Consider the following 17,529-nt stretch of genomic DNA (forward strand, 5'->3'; position numbering starts at 1 on the left):
CCGTTTCGGGTTACGGGTGGTGCCCCATTGAAGGATCCATTTAGATGGTCTTTTTAGCTTTTGGGGCAGGGGAACACATGCAGTCGGTTGTCGATACATCGCTCGTGGGCCACCGTCCGGTGGTCACGCGGGATTGGCGAATTGTGTTGCTGGTGGCTGGCCTGTACCTGGCGCAAGGCTTGCCGGTAGGGTTGGCTTTTCAAGCGTACCCGACGCTGTTGCGCAACATGGGCGCATCCCTCGACCTGGTGGCGCTGACGCCGTTGGCCAGCTTGCCGTGGGTGGCCAAGCTGCTGTGGGCGGCGGCGGTGGAAAACCGCTGGAGCCCGCGCCTGGGAAGGCGTCGCAGTTGGATCCTACCCTTGCAGGCAGGCTCGGTGCTCACCTTGGCGGCGATGGCGCTGGTGCCGTTCGATGTGCCGAACATGGGCCTGCTGCTGGGCCTGATCGCGCTGCTGTCATTGTTCAGCGCCACCCAGGATATCGCCGTCGATGGCCTGGCGGCGGAACGTCTGCCCAGTGCCAGCCTGGGCCGGGTCAACACCTTCCAGGTGGCCGGGTTCATGGTCGGCATGCTGCTCGGCGGGCCGGGCACGATGCTGCTGTTCGATCACTTCCACGCGTCCGTGGTGTTCAGCCTGCTAGCCACCCTGGTGCTGCTGTGCAGCCTGCCGGTGTTGTTCTGGCAGGAGCCTGCTGCGGTAGTGACGACGGACAAGGCCAGCCTGCGGCATTTTTTCAAACGCCCATTCTCTGGGCGTCTGACTGCTCTGGTGATGCTGGTGACCCTGGGCGGCTCGACTTTCTTCGGCCTGGCCAAGTTGATCCTGCTGGATGCGGGGTGGTCGGTCAGTGATGTCGGCGTATTGGCCGGTGTCGGGCAGTTGCTGACCATCATCCTGGGCTGTGGGCTTGCGGGGTTGCTGCTGCAACAGTTTTCGCGCTGGGCTACCTTGCTGGCCGGCCTGGTGATGGTCGGGTGCGCCGGCTTGCTGTGGTTGGGGCTGGTGATGCAACCGGGGTGGTCGGGGATGGGTTATGTGATTGTCGCGACCGTGTTCGGCGGGCTGGGAATTGGTGTCACCAGTGTGGCTTCCTACACGCTGGCGATGCGCTTTGCCCAGTTGGGCGAGCAACCGGGCACCGATTGCTCGGTGTTCCAGGGCTTGCAGACGCTGGGGGATATCCTGGTGTCGTCGGTGGCAATCGGCGTGGCCGCCAGTTTGGGTTATGGCAGCGGCCTGGGGGTTGGGCTGTTGGCCCTCGGTGCTGCGCTCGCCATGCTGTGGCATGTACGGCGCAGCACCCGTGGACTGGGGCTGAATGACGCCTAAGGCATCTCAAGGGCCTGGGGGCTGCTCACCCCCAGGCATCGGCTGATGCAACGCAACACCATTTCACGTTGGGGAGTCAGGTAAAAATGCCCACCCTCGAACGGGTGCAAACGTATCCCTTTATCCGTTTCGTCTGCCCACGCCTCGGCATCTCCCGGGTTCAACTCCCGATCATCACGTCCCACCAGCACCTCAATTGGCACGTTCAGGCGCGCGCGTTGCGGGTCCGGTCGATAGGTCTCGATCAACTTGTAATCATTGCGCAGAATCGGCAATGCCATGGACTGCAACTCGGGGCAGGTCTGCAGCGCCGAGGGGCTGCCCCCCAGCCCGGCAATATCTGCCAGTAATCGCCCATCTTCCGCCAAGTGCAAACTGCCGCCATGGTGCCTGTTCGGTCCTTCGCGGCCGGACACAATCAAGCACGTGGGCTGTCGCAGCGACTGACGCTGCAAGGCCAGGCACACTTCATGTGCGACCGCCGCGCCCATGCTGTGACCGAACAGCGCGTAGGGCCGGTCGAGCCAGTCAGGCAACACCGCCGTGAGGCCGTTCACCAGAGGTCGCATCTGATCGATCAGTGGTTCGTTGATGCGTTCTTCACGCCCCGGCAATTGCAGGGCGATCACCTCGATATTCGGTGGCAGCAGGCGTGCCCAGCTGGCAAAGAAACGCGCGCCGCCGCCGGCATGGGCCAGGCAGAACAGATACATGCGCGCCAGGGGGCGGGGTTCGAAGCGGCGGATCCAGCGTTGCTGATGCTGTTGCAGGTGCAGGATTTCATTGAGCACGGGGCAGATTCCTTGAGGGGGCGACCCAGGCATGCATGGCCAGGGGCGTCGGCGGTTTGGGATGAATGGATTGTGCGGGGCCCAACACCGCGCCCAACTGCTGCCAGGCCTTGCAGCAACTGAGGTGGAACTGCGCAAGTGCCGAATCGTTCGGCTGGCCGATGTTGGCATGCACGCGCAACAGCGCTTGGGCGATGCTTTCGGGCCATAGCTCGCTGAACACCTGGCGTAGGGTGGGCGGTTGCGGGTGGCCGATCAGGCTGCTGACGGCCAGGTCCAGGGCGGGGGAGTCGCCGTCCATTTCCAGCACGCCCTGGGCATTGCGGTGCACGTGGGCGCGTGGGCTCCATAGCACACTGGCGTGGGTGTCGGTCAGGCTCAGGGTACCGCCCGTAGTGCCCAGCACGATGCGATGCAGGAGTTGGGTGTGGTTGTCCGGGTCGCCGGGGTGCAATTGGTTCTGTACTCGCAAATGCAACGGGACACCGGCCAGTTCGCCCGTGATGCTGACAAAGGGCCCAACGCTACCCTCGTGTAGATTGAAGGCCCAGGGCCGCAGGCCACCTAAGGCCTGGCCGAGCATTTCCACCAGGGGAAAGAGCACATGCACACTGCACGCTGCGTCGATGTATTGGGCTTCACGTTGGCTCAGTACATGACGGGCGGCATCGATGAAACAGCGCACGGGCGCCAGGTCGCTGTAGAACGGATTGAGCCGGTACAGCACGCCATGCTGGCGTGCCAGGCGCAGGCAGTCTGCGACTTCATCGTGGTGCACCGGGTGCTCCTGGATCACCGACACGCCCCGCGCCAACAGCGCCTTGGCCAACTCGGTGCCATTACCGCCGACAACCGCCGAGCGCACAGCCACGCAGGCCAGGTCCACTTCGGGCAAGTCCGCAAGGTTACGATACAACGGCACCTGCCAACGCCGCGCGCAAGCTTCGGACTGTGTACTGCCACGACCCAGAATGCCCACCAGTTGGTAATGCTCCGGCAGTCGCGCGATACCTTCCAGGTAGACGTTGCCGAAGGTCGTGCCGCAAACAATCACACGTAGCGCCGCGCTCATAACACGCCTTCCTCTTCGCTCACGACCGATTCAACGGCCAGGTTGACGATACTCAGGGCCTGGCACGCGGTGCTGGCTTGTACGGCGTCGATCACCGTGGCCGGCGGCAGGCAGTCGCCGGCCCAGTGCGCGCCGCGCCACGACTGATCATGCAACAGCTGCAAGGTGGCACATACCGCGATGGTGGCGCTCAGGCCGTAACTGTCCTGGCTGCTGAGCACCGCGCGCTGGCGTTGCGCTTGCCCATCACCCCAACCTGTGAGTTCCACGCTCAGCCGGTAGTAGGCGCGGCGCCCCAACAGTTGCAGGTCGGCGGCTTGCACCAGTTGCGCCACTGCATGGGGCAGGGCACTCGGGTCCTGGCTCAGGCGCTGGCATAACGTGGCGATCAGCGCCGGAATCTGCGGGTGATCGAACACGTTATGGAAACTCGCTTGGGGCACCCCCAGGGTGCTGGCCAGGCGCCGCAATTCGTCGGTCAGGTAGGCACTGCGAAACACTGCTTCGGGAAAGCCCGGCAAGTGCTGCATTTGTTGCTCGATTGCCAACGTCTGCACACGGCCATCCACCCAATGGGCATTCGGCGTACCGAAGCCGCCCAGGGCACTGAGCAAAACATCAGCCCCTCCGGCGTTACTGCAGTGTTCGCGGCCGCCGGCATTGATTTGCAGGCTGCTCACCCGGTCGAAACTGCGACTGGCCAACCAACGCGGTAGCAGCGCGGTAAGGCCGGGAAACACCCCGGCACCGATGATTGAGGGTTGCCGGGCACCTTGCAGCGCACTCAGCAGCGCGGCATTTCCAAACGCATCGACGTACGCGGCACCGGCTCCGTGCGCAGCTTGCGCGACCCTATCACCCACGCGCCACGACGGCCCCGCACAATTGAGGACCACCTGGCATCCGGCGCAAAAGTCCGCCAGGGCCTGGGCATCGAACAGATCCAGTACCCGGCCATCGACCCCGTCCGGCCACACCTGCGCCTGGCGCTGACCACCGCGCACCCGTAGATCGTGTTGCAGCAATTGAGCCAGCGCCGCACTGCCCACCGCACCACCGGCGCCGACCAGTCCCACCAACGGCCGGTTCATGCCATCACCTTTTCGCCCAGCAACACCGCTAGCAACTGACTGACATGGGGCGTTTGCATGCACGACACATGGTCGCCGCTGATGGTTTGCAAGCTGATGGTACCCAGCGCCAGGTCATTCCAAAAGCCGCGCATATCGCCCTGTAAGCCGGGCAGGAAGTGCAGGGTTTCATCGTCCAGCAAAATCCGCAGGTCGCCGGTAAATGGCGCCGGCTGGTAGCGCGCCACGGCATTGAGGCTATGGCGGAATACACGGAATAATGCCTGGATCTGTTCGGCCGGCATCGGTTCGGCTTGGGTCTGTACCTGGGCTGCGAGGGCTTGCAGGCGCTGGTCGCTGGGTTGCTGCGCCAGTTGGCGGTAGATGGCGGCGATGGGTGCCCACTCACCGTCCAGCTGTTGCAGGCAGTTCGCTGGTAATTGACGGCCATGGCGTTCGATCAAGTGCGCCACGGCGCTGTGCAGGCCGGCATCGTCGACGCAATGGCCAGCGGCCTGGATATCGGCGCCAAGCAGGCGGCCAAAGGCGCGCTCCAGCAGCAGATCATCGACAATTTCATAGCGGAAACGGTCACTGCTGATGATGCTCACCGTGCCCACATTCGCACCAGCTTCCAACAGGCAGCGAGCCACTTCGGTCGCCAGCAGGCCGCCCATGCAATAGCCCACCAGTTCGAAGCGCAGGTTGCCCTCGGCTTGCAGGTAACCGGCATAACGCGCGCCCAATCGTTCGATCAATTGCTCGGCAGCCAAGTCCAGGTACTCACTCTCATCCAGCAGGCTCAGGCCGAGGATCGCGCCTTGTCGCTGAGGCGCCTTGCGCAAGGCGGCGAGCAAGCTACGGTAGGGTGCGAGGGTACCGCTGCCATCGTGCAACAGCACATGCACGGTGGTGCAGGCCGGGTCTCGCGCCGGGGCGAGTACGCTCAAAGGCGAGGCTGCATTTGTGCTGCCGTTGGAGGGTTGCGACGGTAATTCCTGCAGGCGTGCGGCGATGGCTTTGACGGTCGGTTCACGCAGCACTTCGCGCAACAGACGGTCCCATTCCCAGCTCGCCGCTTCAGGCAATTGTTCACGCATTTTCGCGACAATCTGCGCGACCAGCAGCGAGTCGCCCCCGGCGGCAAAAAAGTCCTGGTCGCGGGCCAGCTCGGCGCAGCCCAAGGCCTGGCTCCACAGTTGGGCGATGCGCCGTTCCAGATCATTTTGCGGTGCCTCGCCGCTGTCCATCACGCTGCCGCCCTGGGCTTGCAGGCGCTGGGCCAGGCGGGCGCGGTCGACTTTGCCGTTGGCCGATAGCGGTAGGCTTTCCAGCACTTGCAACTGGCTGGGCACCATGTAGCCGGGCAAGCGCTGTTGCAGATAGTCGTGCAACTGTTCGCCGGTCAGCGCCACGCGCCGCGCCGGGAAGCGCGTGACAAAGGTGGTCTGGCCCGCGCAGTCGAGCACGTCATTGGCTTCGGGCCAGGCCGCCACCAACTCGGCACCGGCCTCGCTGAACAGCGCTTGCCATTGGGCGCGGCTGATAAAGGTCTGGTCGCTGCCGGCACGCAGGTCGGTGAAGCCATCCAGGCCTTCCTTGAACTCCATGGAGGTCAGCAGCGAGAGGATTTCCCGGGTGGCCTCCATCACCACCAGGTGCCCGCCGGGGGCCGACAGCTCGCGCAGGTTATTCAACACCGTCGGTGCGTGGCGTGCGTTATGCAGCACGTTGGCGCAGACAATCAGATCCCAGCTGCCGGCGTTCAAACCCTGGGTCAGCGCATCGGCATTGATGTCGAACAGGCCGAAGCGCACCCACGGCCGATCAGCAAAGTGCTCCCGAGCCTCGTTGATAAAGAAGGTCGAGACGTCGGTAAACAGATAGTCCACCGCAAAGCCATCCAGCGCGGGAATCAGGTCGCGACTGGTGCCACCCACTCCGGCGCCGATTTCCAGGACCCGCAGGGGTTGACCGAGGGCCGCGCGCTCACGGGCAATCTGTCGGGCGCTGGCGCAGATCACCTGGTTCATGCAACGCATCAGCAGGTTTTCATTATAGGCCGCCAGTGCGGTGTCCATGTTGCCCTGGGGGAACAGCAGGGTCAGTGGGTCGACCTCGCCACTGAGCAACTGCGGCAGGCGTTCGCTGGATTCGTGGAGGTAGCGCAGCAGTTCGGCACCGTAGTTCAGACGCTGCTCCAGGGCATTCATAGCCTGCCAGCACAGCGTACTTTGCTCGGCATCCGGCGCTTCGCCCAGGCGGTAGTGGTCGGCGTCGTGCAGCAGCCAGCCTTCGTTGACCAGGGCCTTGAGCCAGCGGCGCATCAGGCGTTGATGGGCCGGGGAGACGCGACATTGCTGTTGTACCTCGGTCACGCTGTGGCGGGCCTTGGCATCTGCAAACAGTCCGGCATCGCGCAGGGTCTTGAGGATGTCCAGCAAGGCGATGCGGTTGGCCATCGCCACCCATTCGGCGAACAGTCTGCGGTCGAGGCTTGCGGTGGCCGCGGCGCCGCATTCCAGGGCGCAGGCCGCCAAGGGCGCAGCGCTGGTATCGACGTTCAGGTGGCGGGCTTCGACGAATGCCGCCAGGCGCCGCTCCATGGGGTTGTCACCACTGAGCAGCGTCACGCCGTGGGCCACGTCCGGGTGTTCGTTAAGCAGGCTTTCGATCTCGCTGAGTTCGATGCGATGGCCACGCAGTTTGACCTGGGTATCTTCGCGGCCCAAGAACTCGATCTGCCCATTGGCGCGGTAGCACCCGAAGTCACCGGTGCGGTACAGCCGCGCGCCGCTGAGAGGGTGATGAATAAAGCGCTGGCCAGTGCGCTCGGGGTCGTTGAGGTAACCGTCGGCCAAACCCACGCCGCCGATATACAGCTCGCCAGCCACGCAGTCCGGGCGATCCTGGAAATGCTCGTCCAGCACATGAAACTGCTGGTTGGTCAAAGGCGTGCCATAGGGAATGCTGCGGGCATTGGCCGGCACCGTGCCGATCTCATGCCCTATGGACCAGATCGCCGCTTCGGTGGCGCCGCCCAGGCTGATCAGGCGCAGGGCCGGGCAATGCGCCTTGATCGCAGCGGGCAGGGTGATCGCGATCCAGTCGCCGGACAGCAACGCCACGCGCAGGTGTTTCGCAGCTGCAAGCGGCTCGGCGTCAAGGTAGCTGCACAGCATCTGCATCTGCGCCGGGACCGAGTTCCACAAGCTGACATGGTGCAGGTTGATCAGCCCGGCCCAGTGCGCCGGGTCGCTGCGCTGCGTCGGGTCTGGCAGCACCAACGCGGCACCGGCGAGGAAGCTGCCAAACAGGTCGTACACCGACAGGTCGAAGCCCAGGTTGGCCAGGCCCAGCACCCGATCCTGCGCGGTCAACGCCACCCGCTGGTTGATATCCGACAGGGTGTTGAAGGTGGCACGATGGCTCATCATCACGCCCTTGGGCCGCCCTGTGGTGCCTGAGGTGTAGATCACATAGGCGAGACTGGCCGGATCGGTCGGAACACCGGGCAGTTGTTCGAAGGGCAGCGGCGCCAGGCTCTCCACGGCGATCAACTTGACGCGAGTTGGCCATGGGCGTTGTTCGGCCTGGGCGGTATCGGTGAGCACGTAGCCGATGGTCGCGTCCTCGAGAATCGCATCCCGCCGCGCATCCGGCTGGCTGCTGTCGATGGGCACATAGACTGCGCCGCGCAACAGTGTGCCTAGCACGGCTGCCACCTGGTCCACGCCCTTGTCCAGGATGATCGCGACCTTGGCACCTGCCGGGCAGCTTTCACGGTGCAGGCTTTGTGCGACGGCATTGGCGCGCTCGGCCAGTTGCTGGTAGCTGAACGAGCCCTCGTGACAGACCAGGGCAAGCGCGTGCGGGGTGCGTTGCAGGCTGTCGATAAAACCGTCGTGCAGGCAGCCTTGGGGCCATTCGATCTGGATAGCATTGCTGGCGTCACGACGGGCAGCCATGGCGGCGGGCAGTTGAGACGGGCAGGGAGCCTGCCAATGCGAGGGCTGTTCGGCGAGTTGCTGCAGCAGGTGTTCGAAGCTGGCAAAGGCGGCTTCTATCAGGCCTTCGGGGAATACGCCGCTGCGCACATCCCAGTTTACCTGCAAGCCTTGCGGGCCTTCACTTACCTGGCAATCGAGCCACACTTGCGGCGTCTGGGTGATGCCATAGCCCAAGGTGGCGCCACGCATAAAGGGGTGAGCATTGCCGACGCCCAAGGTGCTGGTGAACACCACCGGCATCAGGCTGCGGCCGTGCAAGCGGGCGTGTTCGCGCAGCACCTCGATACCGGAGAACGCGCCGTGTTCCAGGTCTTGCCAGAGTTGTTCTTGCAACGCTGTGGCGCGTTGGCCGAAGTGGCTGTCGAGCGGTGGCTGCACGGCCAGTACGTTGACCGCGGTGAAGTCCCCCAACACCTTGTCGATATCCGGATGCAGCGGTGGGCGCTTGAGTACGGTGACGCTCAGGCTGAACGCTGCGCGCCGCGACCACCGCCCGAGAATCTCGGCAAACGCGGCCAGCACCGCCGCCGACGGCGTAAGGCGCTGTTGCGCGGCGTGGGCGCAAAACTGTTGCCACTGCTGGGGCGACAGGCCGGTGGCATGGCGCTCGAACCGCGGCGTGTCACCGTCGACAGGTGCCAGGATCGGCAACTCGGGGGCGGGCGGCAGTTGCTCCAGGCGCCCCAGCCAGTAGTCGCGGTCACGGCTGTGGCGTGCCTGTGCGGCGGCGGTGTCGAGGGCCGCGCGCTCGGCCAGCAGGGCGTCTCGGAAGGTCAGGTCCAGGGCCGGCAATACCCGTTCGGGAGCGTGGTACAACTGGTCCAGTTCCCCCAGCAGGCACTGGATGCTGACAAAGTCGGCCACCAGCAAATCGATGGACAGGTGCAGGCGGCTGCCGTTGGTGCGCTGGCTCAGGCGCAGTTCATACAACGGCCAGGCATCGGCGGCGTACACGCGGTTGGCCAGGGCTTCACGGGTGGCCAACAGGGCCTGTTGCTCGGTGTCGGTGGGCAGTGCGCGCAAGTCTTGGCTATGCAGCGCCGGTAATTCAACTTCGGGTAGCACTCGTTGATACCCGGCCTGGGCAATCACCGCACGCAGCATAGGGTGGCGCTGGATCAACTGATGCCAGGCGCGCTCCAGGCGCTGTGGGTCGAGGGCCGGGCCGTCGAGTTCGACATAGCCGTGGCAACCAACGCCGCCATAGTCATAGGCATCGCTGCGGCCCACCAGGTAGGCAGCCTGCACATCGGTAAGGGCGAAAGGTTGGAACTGATTATCCGGGTCGGCGACCACCGCCGCCTGTTGCGGGCTGAACCACTGCAACAGGTGTTCCTTATGCTCGCGAAGGCGCTGTTTGAGGGCGTCGTCGAGGGCGCCGGCCGGTGCACGAAAACGCAGTTGGCCGTCCTCGGCCCACAGGCGGATGCCCAGGGCTTCGCATTCGGCGAGAAATTGCGACAGGTTCAGGGGGGAATTCATAAGGTGCCTTCCTCGAAATGCTCGGCGTATAGATGCAGGGGGCGTTCAGTGTGGCTGCCCAGGTAGTCACACAGGGCGGCGATGCTCGGGTGAGCGAAGAGTTCGCGCAGGCTCAGCGGGGCCTGGCACAGGCGTCGACGCTTGAGGGTTTCCACCAGGCGCGTAGCGCTCAGGCTGTCGCCCCCCAGCAGGAAAAAATCACTATGGCGCCCAGGGATCGGGCGTTGCAGGACCTCGGCCCAGACCTCGGCCATTTCGGTTTCCAGCGTGCCCTGGGGGGCATCGCTGCGTTCGGCGGTGCAGTCCAGCAGCAGTTGGTGCACGGCGCCCCGGTCGGCCTTGCCGTTGGCGCTCAAGGGCAGGGCCTTAAGAATTTGCAGGCTGGCAGGGATCATGTAGTCCGGCAGGCGCTGACGCAGTTGTTGGCGCAGCACTTCCAGGGACACCTCGCCGTCCACCACCACGGCGGCTGCCAGGCTCGGCGGGCAGCCCAGGGTGACAGTCAGCGCCTGGCGCACCTGGGGACAGGCCAGCAGGGCGTTGTCGATTTCCCCCAGCTCGATGCGATGACCACGCACCTTGACCTGCTGGTCGCGACGGCCGAGAAATTCCAGGCTGCCGTCAGGCCAGTAACGGCCCATATCCCCGGTGCGGTACCAACGCTGGTCGTCGCGTGTCACAAAACGCTCGGCGCTCAGCTCCAGAGCACCGCGATACCCCATGGCGACACCGCGCCCGCCAATCCACAGCTCGCCAGTGACCCAGTCCGGGCAGTCGTGTTCCTGGGCGTCCACCACGCGATAACACTGGTTGCCCAGCGGACGGCCGTAGGGAATGGACCGCCATTGCTTCGGCAACGGCAGGTCGACCGGCTGGTAGTTGGACCAGATCGCGGCTTCGGTAGCGCCGCCCATGGCAATCATCCGGCACTGGCCGTTGCTCGCCGCGTGCAGGCGGGCCGGCAGGTCAAGGCCGATCCAGTCACCGGATAGCCAGGCCTGGCGCAGCGGCAGGGTCTCGGCCACGGTCAGCAGCATATCCAGCAGCATCGGCACCGAGTTCCACAGGGTGACCTGGTGCTGCTGGATCAGACGGTTCCACACGGTGGCGTCGCGGCGTTGTTCTTCATCCAGCAGCACCACGCTGCCACCAACGGCCAATACACCGAAGAGGTCGTACACCGACAGGTCAAAGTCCAGTGCGGAAACGGCCAACAAGCGGTCTTCAGCGCCAATTGCAAAGCGTTGGTTAAGGTCGTCCAGGGTATTGCAGGCGGCGCGATGGCTGATCTGCACACCCTTGGGTTCGCCGGTGGAGCCGGAGGTGAAAATCACATAGGCCGGGCTGTCGACGCTGATCGCAACCGGTGCGGATAACGCTGTGCTGTCCAGGGCCATGGCCAGCGAATCGGCATCCAGCGTCAGGCGAATGCCGGCGCGTTGCTCGATACGTTGGCGCCGCTCCAGGGGTTGGCGCACGCCCATCGGCACATAGCACGCACCAACGGCCAACACACCGAACAGGGCGATCACTGCGTCAGTGCCCCGAGGCAAGTGCACACCAATGGCGTCTTCGGGTTGCACGCCTTGGGTCTGCAACCAGCCGGCCACACGCAAGGCACACTCTCGTAGTTGGCCGTAGCTGACACGCCGATCACCGTCAATCAAGGCCAGACGCTGGCTGTCGATGGAGAAGGGCGCGTCCAGCAGGGTTCTTGGCGCGATGGCGACCGCGCTGGCGTTGGCCTGTGCGCGAACCTGTGCCTGGTTGTCAGGCAACGGCAAGGCCAGCGGGGCGTGCCAGTCGGCGTCGATCAGCACCTGCAAGGCCTGGGTGTAGCTGGCGAAGGCGGCGTCCAGCAGGCTCTTGGGAAACAGCGCATCCACCGCGTCCCAGCACAGCACCAGGGCACCGCGGTGTTCATAGAGCTGATGGTCGAGCCACACCTGTGGGGTTTCCGAAAGCCCCCCGGCGGCGATGTCGGGGAAGCCGGCGGGCAGGTCTTCCAGCAGGTCATCCGCCAGTCCCAGGGTGCTGGTGAACACCACCGGTAGCGCCGCGGCTTGTGGGCCGATACGGCGTGCCCGTTCGCGCTGCACCCAGATCGACGAGCACGCCGCATGTTGCAGCACATCGGCGACTTGCGCCTGTACTGCCTGAGCCTGGGCCAGGAAGCTGGCTTGGGGCTGAGGGTAGAAACTCACCGGCGCCAGGGAGGTGAAATCCCCCAGTACGCGGCCGATATGCGGGTGAACGTCCTGGCGATCGAACAGGGTCAGGTTGAGGGTGTGGGCCTGGCCGTCGCTCCAGCGCGCCAGGGCCTGGGAGTAGACGCTCAATAGCAACACCGATGCAGTGATTCCGGAGTCCCGAGCACGCTGGCGCAGGGCTTGCCACTGCGGCGCGGGCAGGCGGAATTCGCGACGGCTGAAGTGCACCTCCGCCAACTGCTGCGGTGTGCCGTGCAACGGCAGCGCCGGTGGGCCGGGCAGGTCGTCGAGGCGCGCATGCCAGTAGGCCCGGGCCTGTTCGAGGGTGGCAGGGTCAGGCTGCACCTGCAGAACATAGTCGCGAAACGACAGGTCGATGGCCGGCAACTGCGTATCGGGTTGGATGTAGAGCAGCGCCAGCTCTGCCAGCAGGCGCTTGATGCTCAAGCCGTCGAGAGTCAGGTAATCGAAAAACAGCCCGGCCCGGCAACGGCCTTCGCCATAGCCTACGACGTGCACTTCAAACATTGGCCACTGGCTGCGCTGACGTGGGCGTTGTACCCAACATTCGGCCAGGCGTTGGCGGGCGGCTTCGGCGTTACTCGCCTGATGGACCTGCACCTTCATCGGTGCCACCTCGCAGAGGATTACTTGACGGTCATCGTCCACCAACTGTGCGCGAAGCATTTCATGGCGTTGGATCAGCCGGTCCCAGGCCTGTTCGAAACGCGGGATATCCAGCGCTTCGCCGTCCAACTCGATCAGGTACGTGGTGCCGCACGACAGTGGCAATCCCTGGCTTTGCCCGCGCCAATAGGCTTGTTGCACTTCGGTCAGCGGGAAGGGCAGGTGTCGTTGACCAGGGTCGGCCACCAGGCGTAGCTCGGTGTGCACCCCAGGGGCTTGCAGTTGCGCAACGAACTCCGCCAGGCGCGGCATGGCAAATAGCTGCCGCAGGCTCTGGGCATTCGCCAGGCCGGCGCGGCGCAGGCGTGCGCTGCACTGGGTAGCGAGCAAACTGTCACCGCCCAGACGGAAGAAATCACTTTGCCGGTACACCTCGGCCCCCGGCAACAACTCGCGCCAGATCGCCGCTACCTGTTGCTCGTGTTCACCACAGGGTGCTTCATTGGCGATGGCTTGCTGCGGGGCGGTCTGCCCGGCGAGTTCGACCAGCGCCCGTCGGTCGAGTTTGCCGTTGGCACTCAAGGGCAGGTCGTCGAGCAATAACCATTGGCTGGGCAGCATGTAGTCCGGCAGTTGGGTGCTGAGTTGCTGACGCAGTGCTTCGATGCACAGCGAACCTTCGGTTGGGACCACCGCTGCCAGCAGGTGCAACGGTGTACCGATGGCCAGGGCCACGGCTTGGCGGACTTGTGGTTGCAGGAGCAGGGCGTTTTCGATTTCACCCAGTTCGATGCGATGGCCGCGCACCTTGACCTGGTGGTCGCGACGGCCAAGGAACTCCAGGCAGCCATCGGGCCAATAGCGACCCAGATCGCCAGTGCGGTACCAGCGCGAGCCCTGGTGCTCGACGAAGCGCTCAGCGCTCAGTTGCGGCGTGCCTCGGTAGCCGTTGGCGACGCCGGCCCCGCCAATCCACAGTTCACCCGCCAGCCAGTCCGGGCAGTCGCGACCCAGGCTGTCCACCACGCGATACTGTTGGTTACCCAACGGCTTGCCATAGGGGATCGAACGCCAATGCGCCGGCAAGGGCAAGTCGACAGGTTGGTAGTTGGACCAGATCGCGGCTTCGGTAGCGCCGCCCATGGCGATCATCCGGCACTGGCCGTTGCTGGCCGCGTGGAGACGGGCCGGCAGGTCGAGGCCGATCCAGTCGCCGGAAAGCCACGCCATGCGCAGGGGCAAGGGTTGAGCGTGGTCTTCGGCTTCGGTCAGCAGCATGTCCAGCAAAAGCGGCACCGAGTTCCACAGGGTGACCTGGTGCTGGTGGATCAGAGCCTTCCAGGTACCGGCATCCCGGCGCTGGTTTTCCTCCAGCAGCACCACGGCGCCGCCTACCGCAAGCACGCCAAACAGGTCATACACCGACAGGTCGAAATCCAGGGCGGATACCGCCAGCAGGCGGTCATCAGCGCCGATGCCGAAGCGCTGGTTAAGGTCGTCGAGGGTGTTGCAGGCGGCGCGGTGGCTGACCTCTACCCCCTTGGGATCGCCGGTGGAGCCGGAGGTGAAAATCACATAGGCGGGGCTGTCGGGGCTCACTGGCATTGGCGCTGGCAGCGGCTCGAACGTCAAGGCGTGATGCAGCCAGTGCGGGTCGATCAGCGTGTTGATCGCGGCGAGCTGGCAGATGCGTTCGCGGCGGGCCAGGGGCTGGCTCGGGCTGATGGGCACGTAGCAGGCGCCGGCGGCGAGTACGCCGTACAGCGCCAGCACCGCCTGGTGGCCACGAGGCATACACACGCCGACCGCTTCACCTGGTTGCACGCCGTGTTCCAGCAGCGCGGCGGCAATGCGCAGGGCGCCCTGTTGCAGTTGCGCGTAGCTGATGCGCCGGTCGCCGTCGATCAGCGCCAGGCGTTCGCCGTTGAGGGCGAAGGGCGCCTGGAGCAAGGTGCGTGGAGCGATTGGCGTGTCGGTGGCGTTGACCTGCTGGCGCAGGTGCTGTTGATGTTCGGGCAAGTGCGGCAGGGCCGGAGCGTCCCAGGTGCTGTCGTGTTGCAGATCATGCAGCAGGGCCAGGTAGGCGTCGAACATGTCGTCGACCAGGCCTTCGGGGAACAGCGCGTCTTGGGCATCCCAGGCCAGCAGCAGGGCGCCGTCTTCTTCGTAGACCTGGTGGTCGAGCCAGACTTGTGGGGTCTGGGAAATCATGTGGGTGAGGGCGCCGAGGGTGTGCGCATCGTCATGTCCCAGTAGCGGTGCGCCGAGGTTGCAGGCGAACACCACCGGGGAAAAACTGCGCTGGCCGGCGCCGCGTTGGGCGAGGTCTCGTTGTACCTGTACCCCGGAGTATTCGGCGTGGGCCACATCGCGATGGAATTGTGCCTGCAATTGCGTCAGTTGCTGGACAATGCTGCCGGGTTGGCGCAGGTCGACTTCCAGTAAGAGCAGGTTGGTGAAGTCGGCGACCACCTGATCGAGCCCCGGTGTATCGCCCTGGCGGTCGAACAGCGGCAGGTTGAGCAGGAAGTGAGGCTCCTGGCTCCAGCGGCCCAGCACTTGGGCGAAGGCACCGGCGAGCAGCATGGCCGGGGTGAGTTGACGCTTGGCGGCGCCGTCCCGCAGGCGTTGCCACACCTGGGGTGACAGGCGTTGTTGGCGCCGGCTAAAACGTACCTGTTGCACTGTTTCCGGTTCGCAGGCCAGGGGCAGGGCAGGGCCGGCGGGTAGCTGGTCGAGACGGGCTTGCCAGTAATGGGCGGCACTGGCCGCCGGTACCGGGCGCTGTGCCAGGTAGTGAGCGAAATGCCAACCCTGGGCCGCCTTGGGCAGGCTTTCACCACGATACAACGCGGCCAGGTCCCGCAGGATCAGATGCAGGCTATGGACATCGGCCACCAGCAAATCCAGGTCGAAGTGCAGGCGTGTGCGCCCGTCGGGCAGCAGGCTCAATTGCAGCCCGGCGACCTCACCTTGTTCCACCGCCAATTGCCGATGGGACAGCCCGTCGCGAATATCCAGCAAGGACTGTTCACGCGCGGCCGGCGCAAGGGTGCGCAGGTCATGGACTTGCAGCGCGGACATGCCGTGCTCCAAGACCTGTTGCCGGCCTTCGTCATCAAAGCGTGCGCGCAACATGCCGTGCCATTGCTGCAAGGCTTGCCAGGCAGAGGCCAGGCGTTGCGGGTCGAGGGCGCTGCCGTCCAGTTCCAGGTAAGCGTGGCAACCTACGCCACCGAGCACTTGTTCCGCGCCGCGGCCAACCCAGTAGGCGTGTTGCACGTCAGTGAGGGCGAAGGGCGCAGTGGGGTCTATCACCACGGCAGTGGTGACGGCCTTGCGCGGGGTGGCGGTGAGTCGCGGCAACCAGTAGGCGAGGGTTGGTTGTTCGATCAGGTCGGCGAAAGTCACCGACGCGCCGGCCTGGCGCCACTGATTGACCAGGCGCATCAGGTGCAGGGAGTCGAGGCCCAGTTCGATCAGGTTGGCCTGATCGTCCATCGCTTCGCCACGCTGTAGCAGCGCGCCGATCTGCTCGCGCAAGTGCTCGATCGTCAGCGTGCTCATGGCTGCACCTCGGCGGCCCGTTGTGTCTCGACGGCCAGCAGCCGCACATGAGGGGCGATACTGGCGAGTTTTTCCCGGGTTTCTTCCAGCTCGCGCTCGGGCAGGGACAGCGAGACAATCCCCGCACCAGCCTGCACCCACGCCTGGCCGTGGTCTTCGAACAGGCTGCGCAGCACCAGCGCCGCATCGAGGCTGCCGTCGCTGTCGGCGATCATCACGCAGCCACTGTAGAGGTCGCGGCTGCCGCCTTCGTGCTCGGCAATTGCGGCAATGGCTTCGCGCTTGGGAATGCCCGAGGCGGTGACGGCGGGAAACAGCGCGGCAAAGGCATGCCAGGCATTGCAGCCGGGCTTGAGCCGCCCTTTGAGGCGCGAACTCAGGTGCTGCACGCTGCCGCGCCGCGAGATGTCCATAAACTCACTGACCCCCAGGCCCTGGGGTTCGCAGATCGGTTGCAGTTCTTCAAACGCCAGCTTGACCGACACGGCGTGTTCGGCGATTTCCTTCGGGTCCTGATACAGCGATTGGCGCAGGCGTGCTTCCTCATCGGCATCTCGCCCCAAGGCGCGTGTTCCAGCCAAAGGCTGGGTGCTGACAGCCCCGCCGGCGCTGACTTCCACCACGGTTTCCGGGCTGAAACCCACGCAGGAAAAGCCGCCCTTATGATGGATAAACGAGCGCGCGGGCGTGTTGGCGAGACGCCCGGCACGGTAGCTGGCGACCAGGTCGACGCGGCCTTCGAGGGGCACTTTGCGCGACAGAATGATTTTCTGGTAATCGCCCCGGCTAATTTGCGCCACGGCGCTTTCAACCTGGCGGCAATAACGCGCGGCGTCATGGTGGGCGATGTCAACTTGGGCGACGCGGGGCAGGGATTGATCCAGGGTACGGGCGCATTCGGCGTCCAGTTCTTGCACGCGACTTTGGGCGGCGTTGAGGGCGGCGGGTTGCAAGGCACGGATCAGTGCGCTGCCTTCACGAACACGAATTTCCAGTGGCGGGATATCCAGTTGCAGCAGCGGGCGGGTGCTGGGCATATCCGCCAGTTGGTGAAAGCGTCGCGCCAATTCGAAGGTAGCGGTGCCGTAGGCGCGCCACAGTTCAAAGGGCAGGGCCTGGGCGGCTTTTTCCAGGGCTAGGGGTATATCGTCGGCGGGCCAGCTCCAGCACTGGCCGGCCACGTTCAGTTGCACTGTGGTACCGCTGAGACGTACCTGAGCGATGCTACCAATACCGAGGGACCACTCGCCCTGATGCTCGTAAAGGGTGAGGTCCTGGGGCAAGTAGTGGCCCGCCAGGGCGGCGGCCAATGCCTGGGGGTCGGCGCTGATGGGCACGCGGCATTCCAGGTAACGTTGGCGTGGCT

7 protein-coding genes are annotated in these 17,529 nt (G+C 64.9%); 1 reads left to right on the forward strand and 6 read right to left on the reverse strand.

Translation table 11 applies throughout. The annotated features are described in order from the left end of the window. Positions 1-77: 77 nt before the first annotated feature. Positions 78-1,334, forward strand: coding sequence for an MFS transporter (locus GIR22_RS02945; RefSeq protein WP_154741860.1), 1,257 nt, complete (start codon positions 78-80; stop codon positions 1,332-1,334). On the opposite strand, the gene GIR22_RS02950 is transcribed toward GIR22_RS02945, so the two are convergent. Genes GIR22_RS02950 through GIR22_RS26705 form a run of 6 tightly spaced genes read right to left on the reverse strand, consistent with a single transcriptional unit; the run spans position 1,331 to position 17,500 of the window. Beyond that, a complete protein-coding gene (locus GIR22_RS02950) occupies positions 1,331-2,125 on the reverse strand; it encodes an alpha/beta fold hydrolase (protein ID WP_178122060.1) in 795 nt (264 codons plus the stop codon). The genes GIR22_RS02945 and GIR22_RS02950 overlap by 4 nt on opposite strands. Beyond that, positions 2,115-3,197 carry a Gfo/Idh/MocA family oxidoreductase gene (locus GIR22_RS02955; protein WP_154741862.1) on the reverse strand — a complete coding sequence of 361 codons (1,083 nt, stop codon included), beginning with the start codon at positions 3,195-3,197 and terminating at the stop codon, positions 2,115-2,117. Before GIR22_RS02955 ends, GIR22_RS02950 begins: the two co-directional genes overlap by 11 nt. Further along, positions 3,194-4,288, reverse strand: a complete 1,095-nt coding sequence (locus GIR22_RS02960; RefSeq protein WP_154741863.1) for an NAD-dependent epimerase/dehydratase family protein — start codon at positions 4,286-4,288, stop codon at positions 3,194-3,196. Before GIR22_RS02960 ends, GIR22_RS02955 begins: the two co-directional genes overlap by 4 nt. Then, complete coding sequence (locus tag GIR22_RS02965; protein ID WP_154741864.1) at positions 4,285-9,759, reverse strand: non-ribosomal peptide synthetase; 5,475 nt, start codon at positions 9,757-9,759, stop codon at positions 4,285-4,287. Before GIR22_RS02965 ends, GIR22_RS02960 begins: the two co-directional genes overlap by 4 nt. Continuing rightward, on the reverse strand, positions 9,756-16,163 hold the full coding sequence (locus tag GIR22_RS02970; protein ID WP_154741865.1) for a non-ribosomal peptide synthetase: 6,408 nt from the start codon (positions 16,161-16,163) through the stop codon (positions 9,756-9,758). Before GIR22_RS02970 ends, GIR22_RS02965 begins: the two co-directional genes overlap by 4 nt. After that, positions 16,160-17,500, reverse strand: coding sequence for a salicylate synthase (locus GIR22_RS26705; RefSeq protein WP_377664403.1), 1,341 nt, complete (start codon positions 17,498-17,500; stop codon positions 16,160-16,162). The genes GIR22_RS02970 and GIR22_RS26705 overlap by 4 nt, the downstream gene beginning before the upstream one ends. Positions 17,501-17,529: the final 29 nt, after the last annotated feature.

It is taken from the genome of Pseudomonas karstica (assembly GCF_009707515.1).
Classification (GTDB): Bacteria; Pseudomonadota; Gammaproteobacteria; order Pseudomonadales; family Pseudomonadaceae; genus Aquipseudomonas; species Aquipseudomonas karstica.

What these genes read in the sequence shown, in the direction of transcription:
- GIR22_RS02945 (WP_154741860.1), top strand. Translation starts at nt 78, where the DNA reads ATGCAGTCGGTTGTCGATACATCGCTCGTGGGCCACCGTCCGGTGGTC.
- GIR22_RS02955 (WP_154741862.1), bottom strand. Translation starts at nt 3,197, where the DNA reads ATGAGCGCGGCGCTACGTGTGATTGTTTGCGGCACGACCTTCGGCAAC.
- GIR22_RS02960 (WP_154741863.1), bottom strand. Translation starts at nt 4,288, where the DNA reads ATGAACCGGCCGTTGGTGGGACTGGTCGGCGCCGGTGGTGCGGTGGGC.
- GIR22_RS02965 (WP_154741864.1), bottom strand. Translation starts at nt 9,759, where the DNA reads ATGAATTCCCCCCTGAACCTGTCGCAATTTCTCGCCGAATGCGAAGCC.
- GIR22_RS02970 (WP_154741865.1), bottom strand. Translation starts at nt 16,163, where the DNA reads ATGAGCACGCTGACGATCGAGCACTTGCGCGAGCAGATCGGCGCGCTG.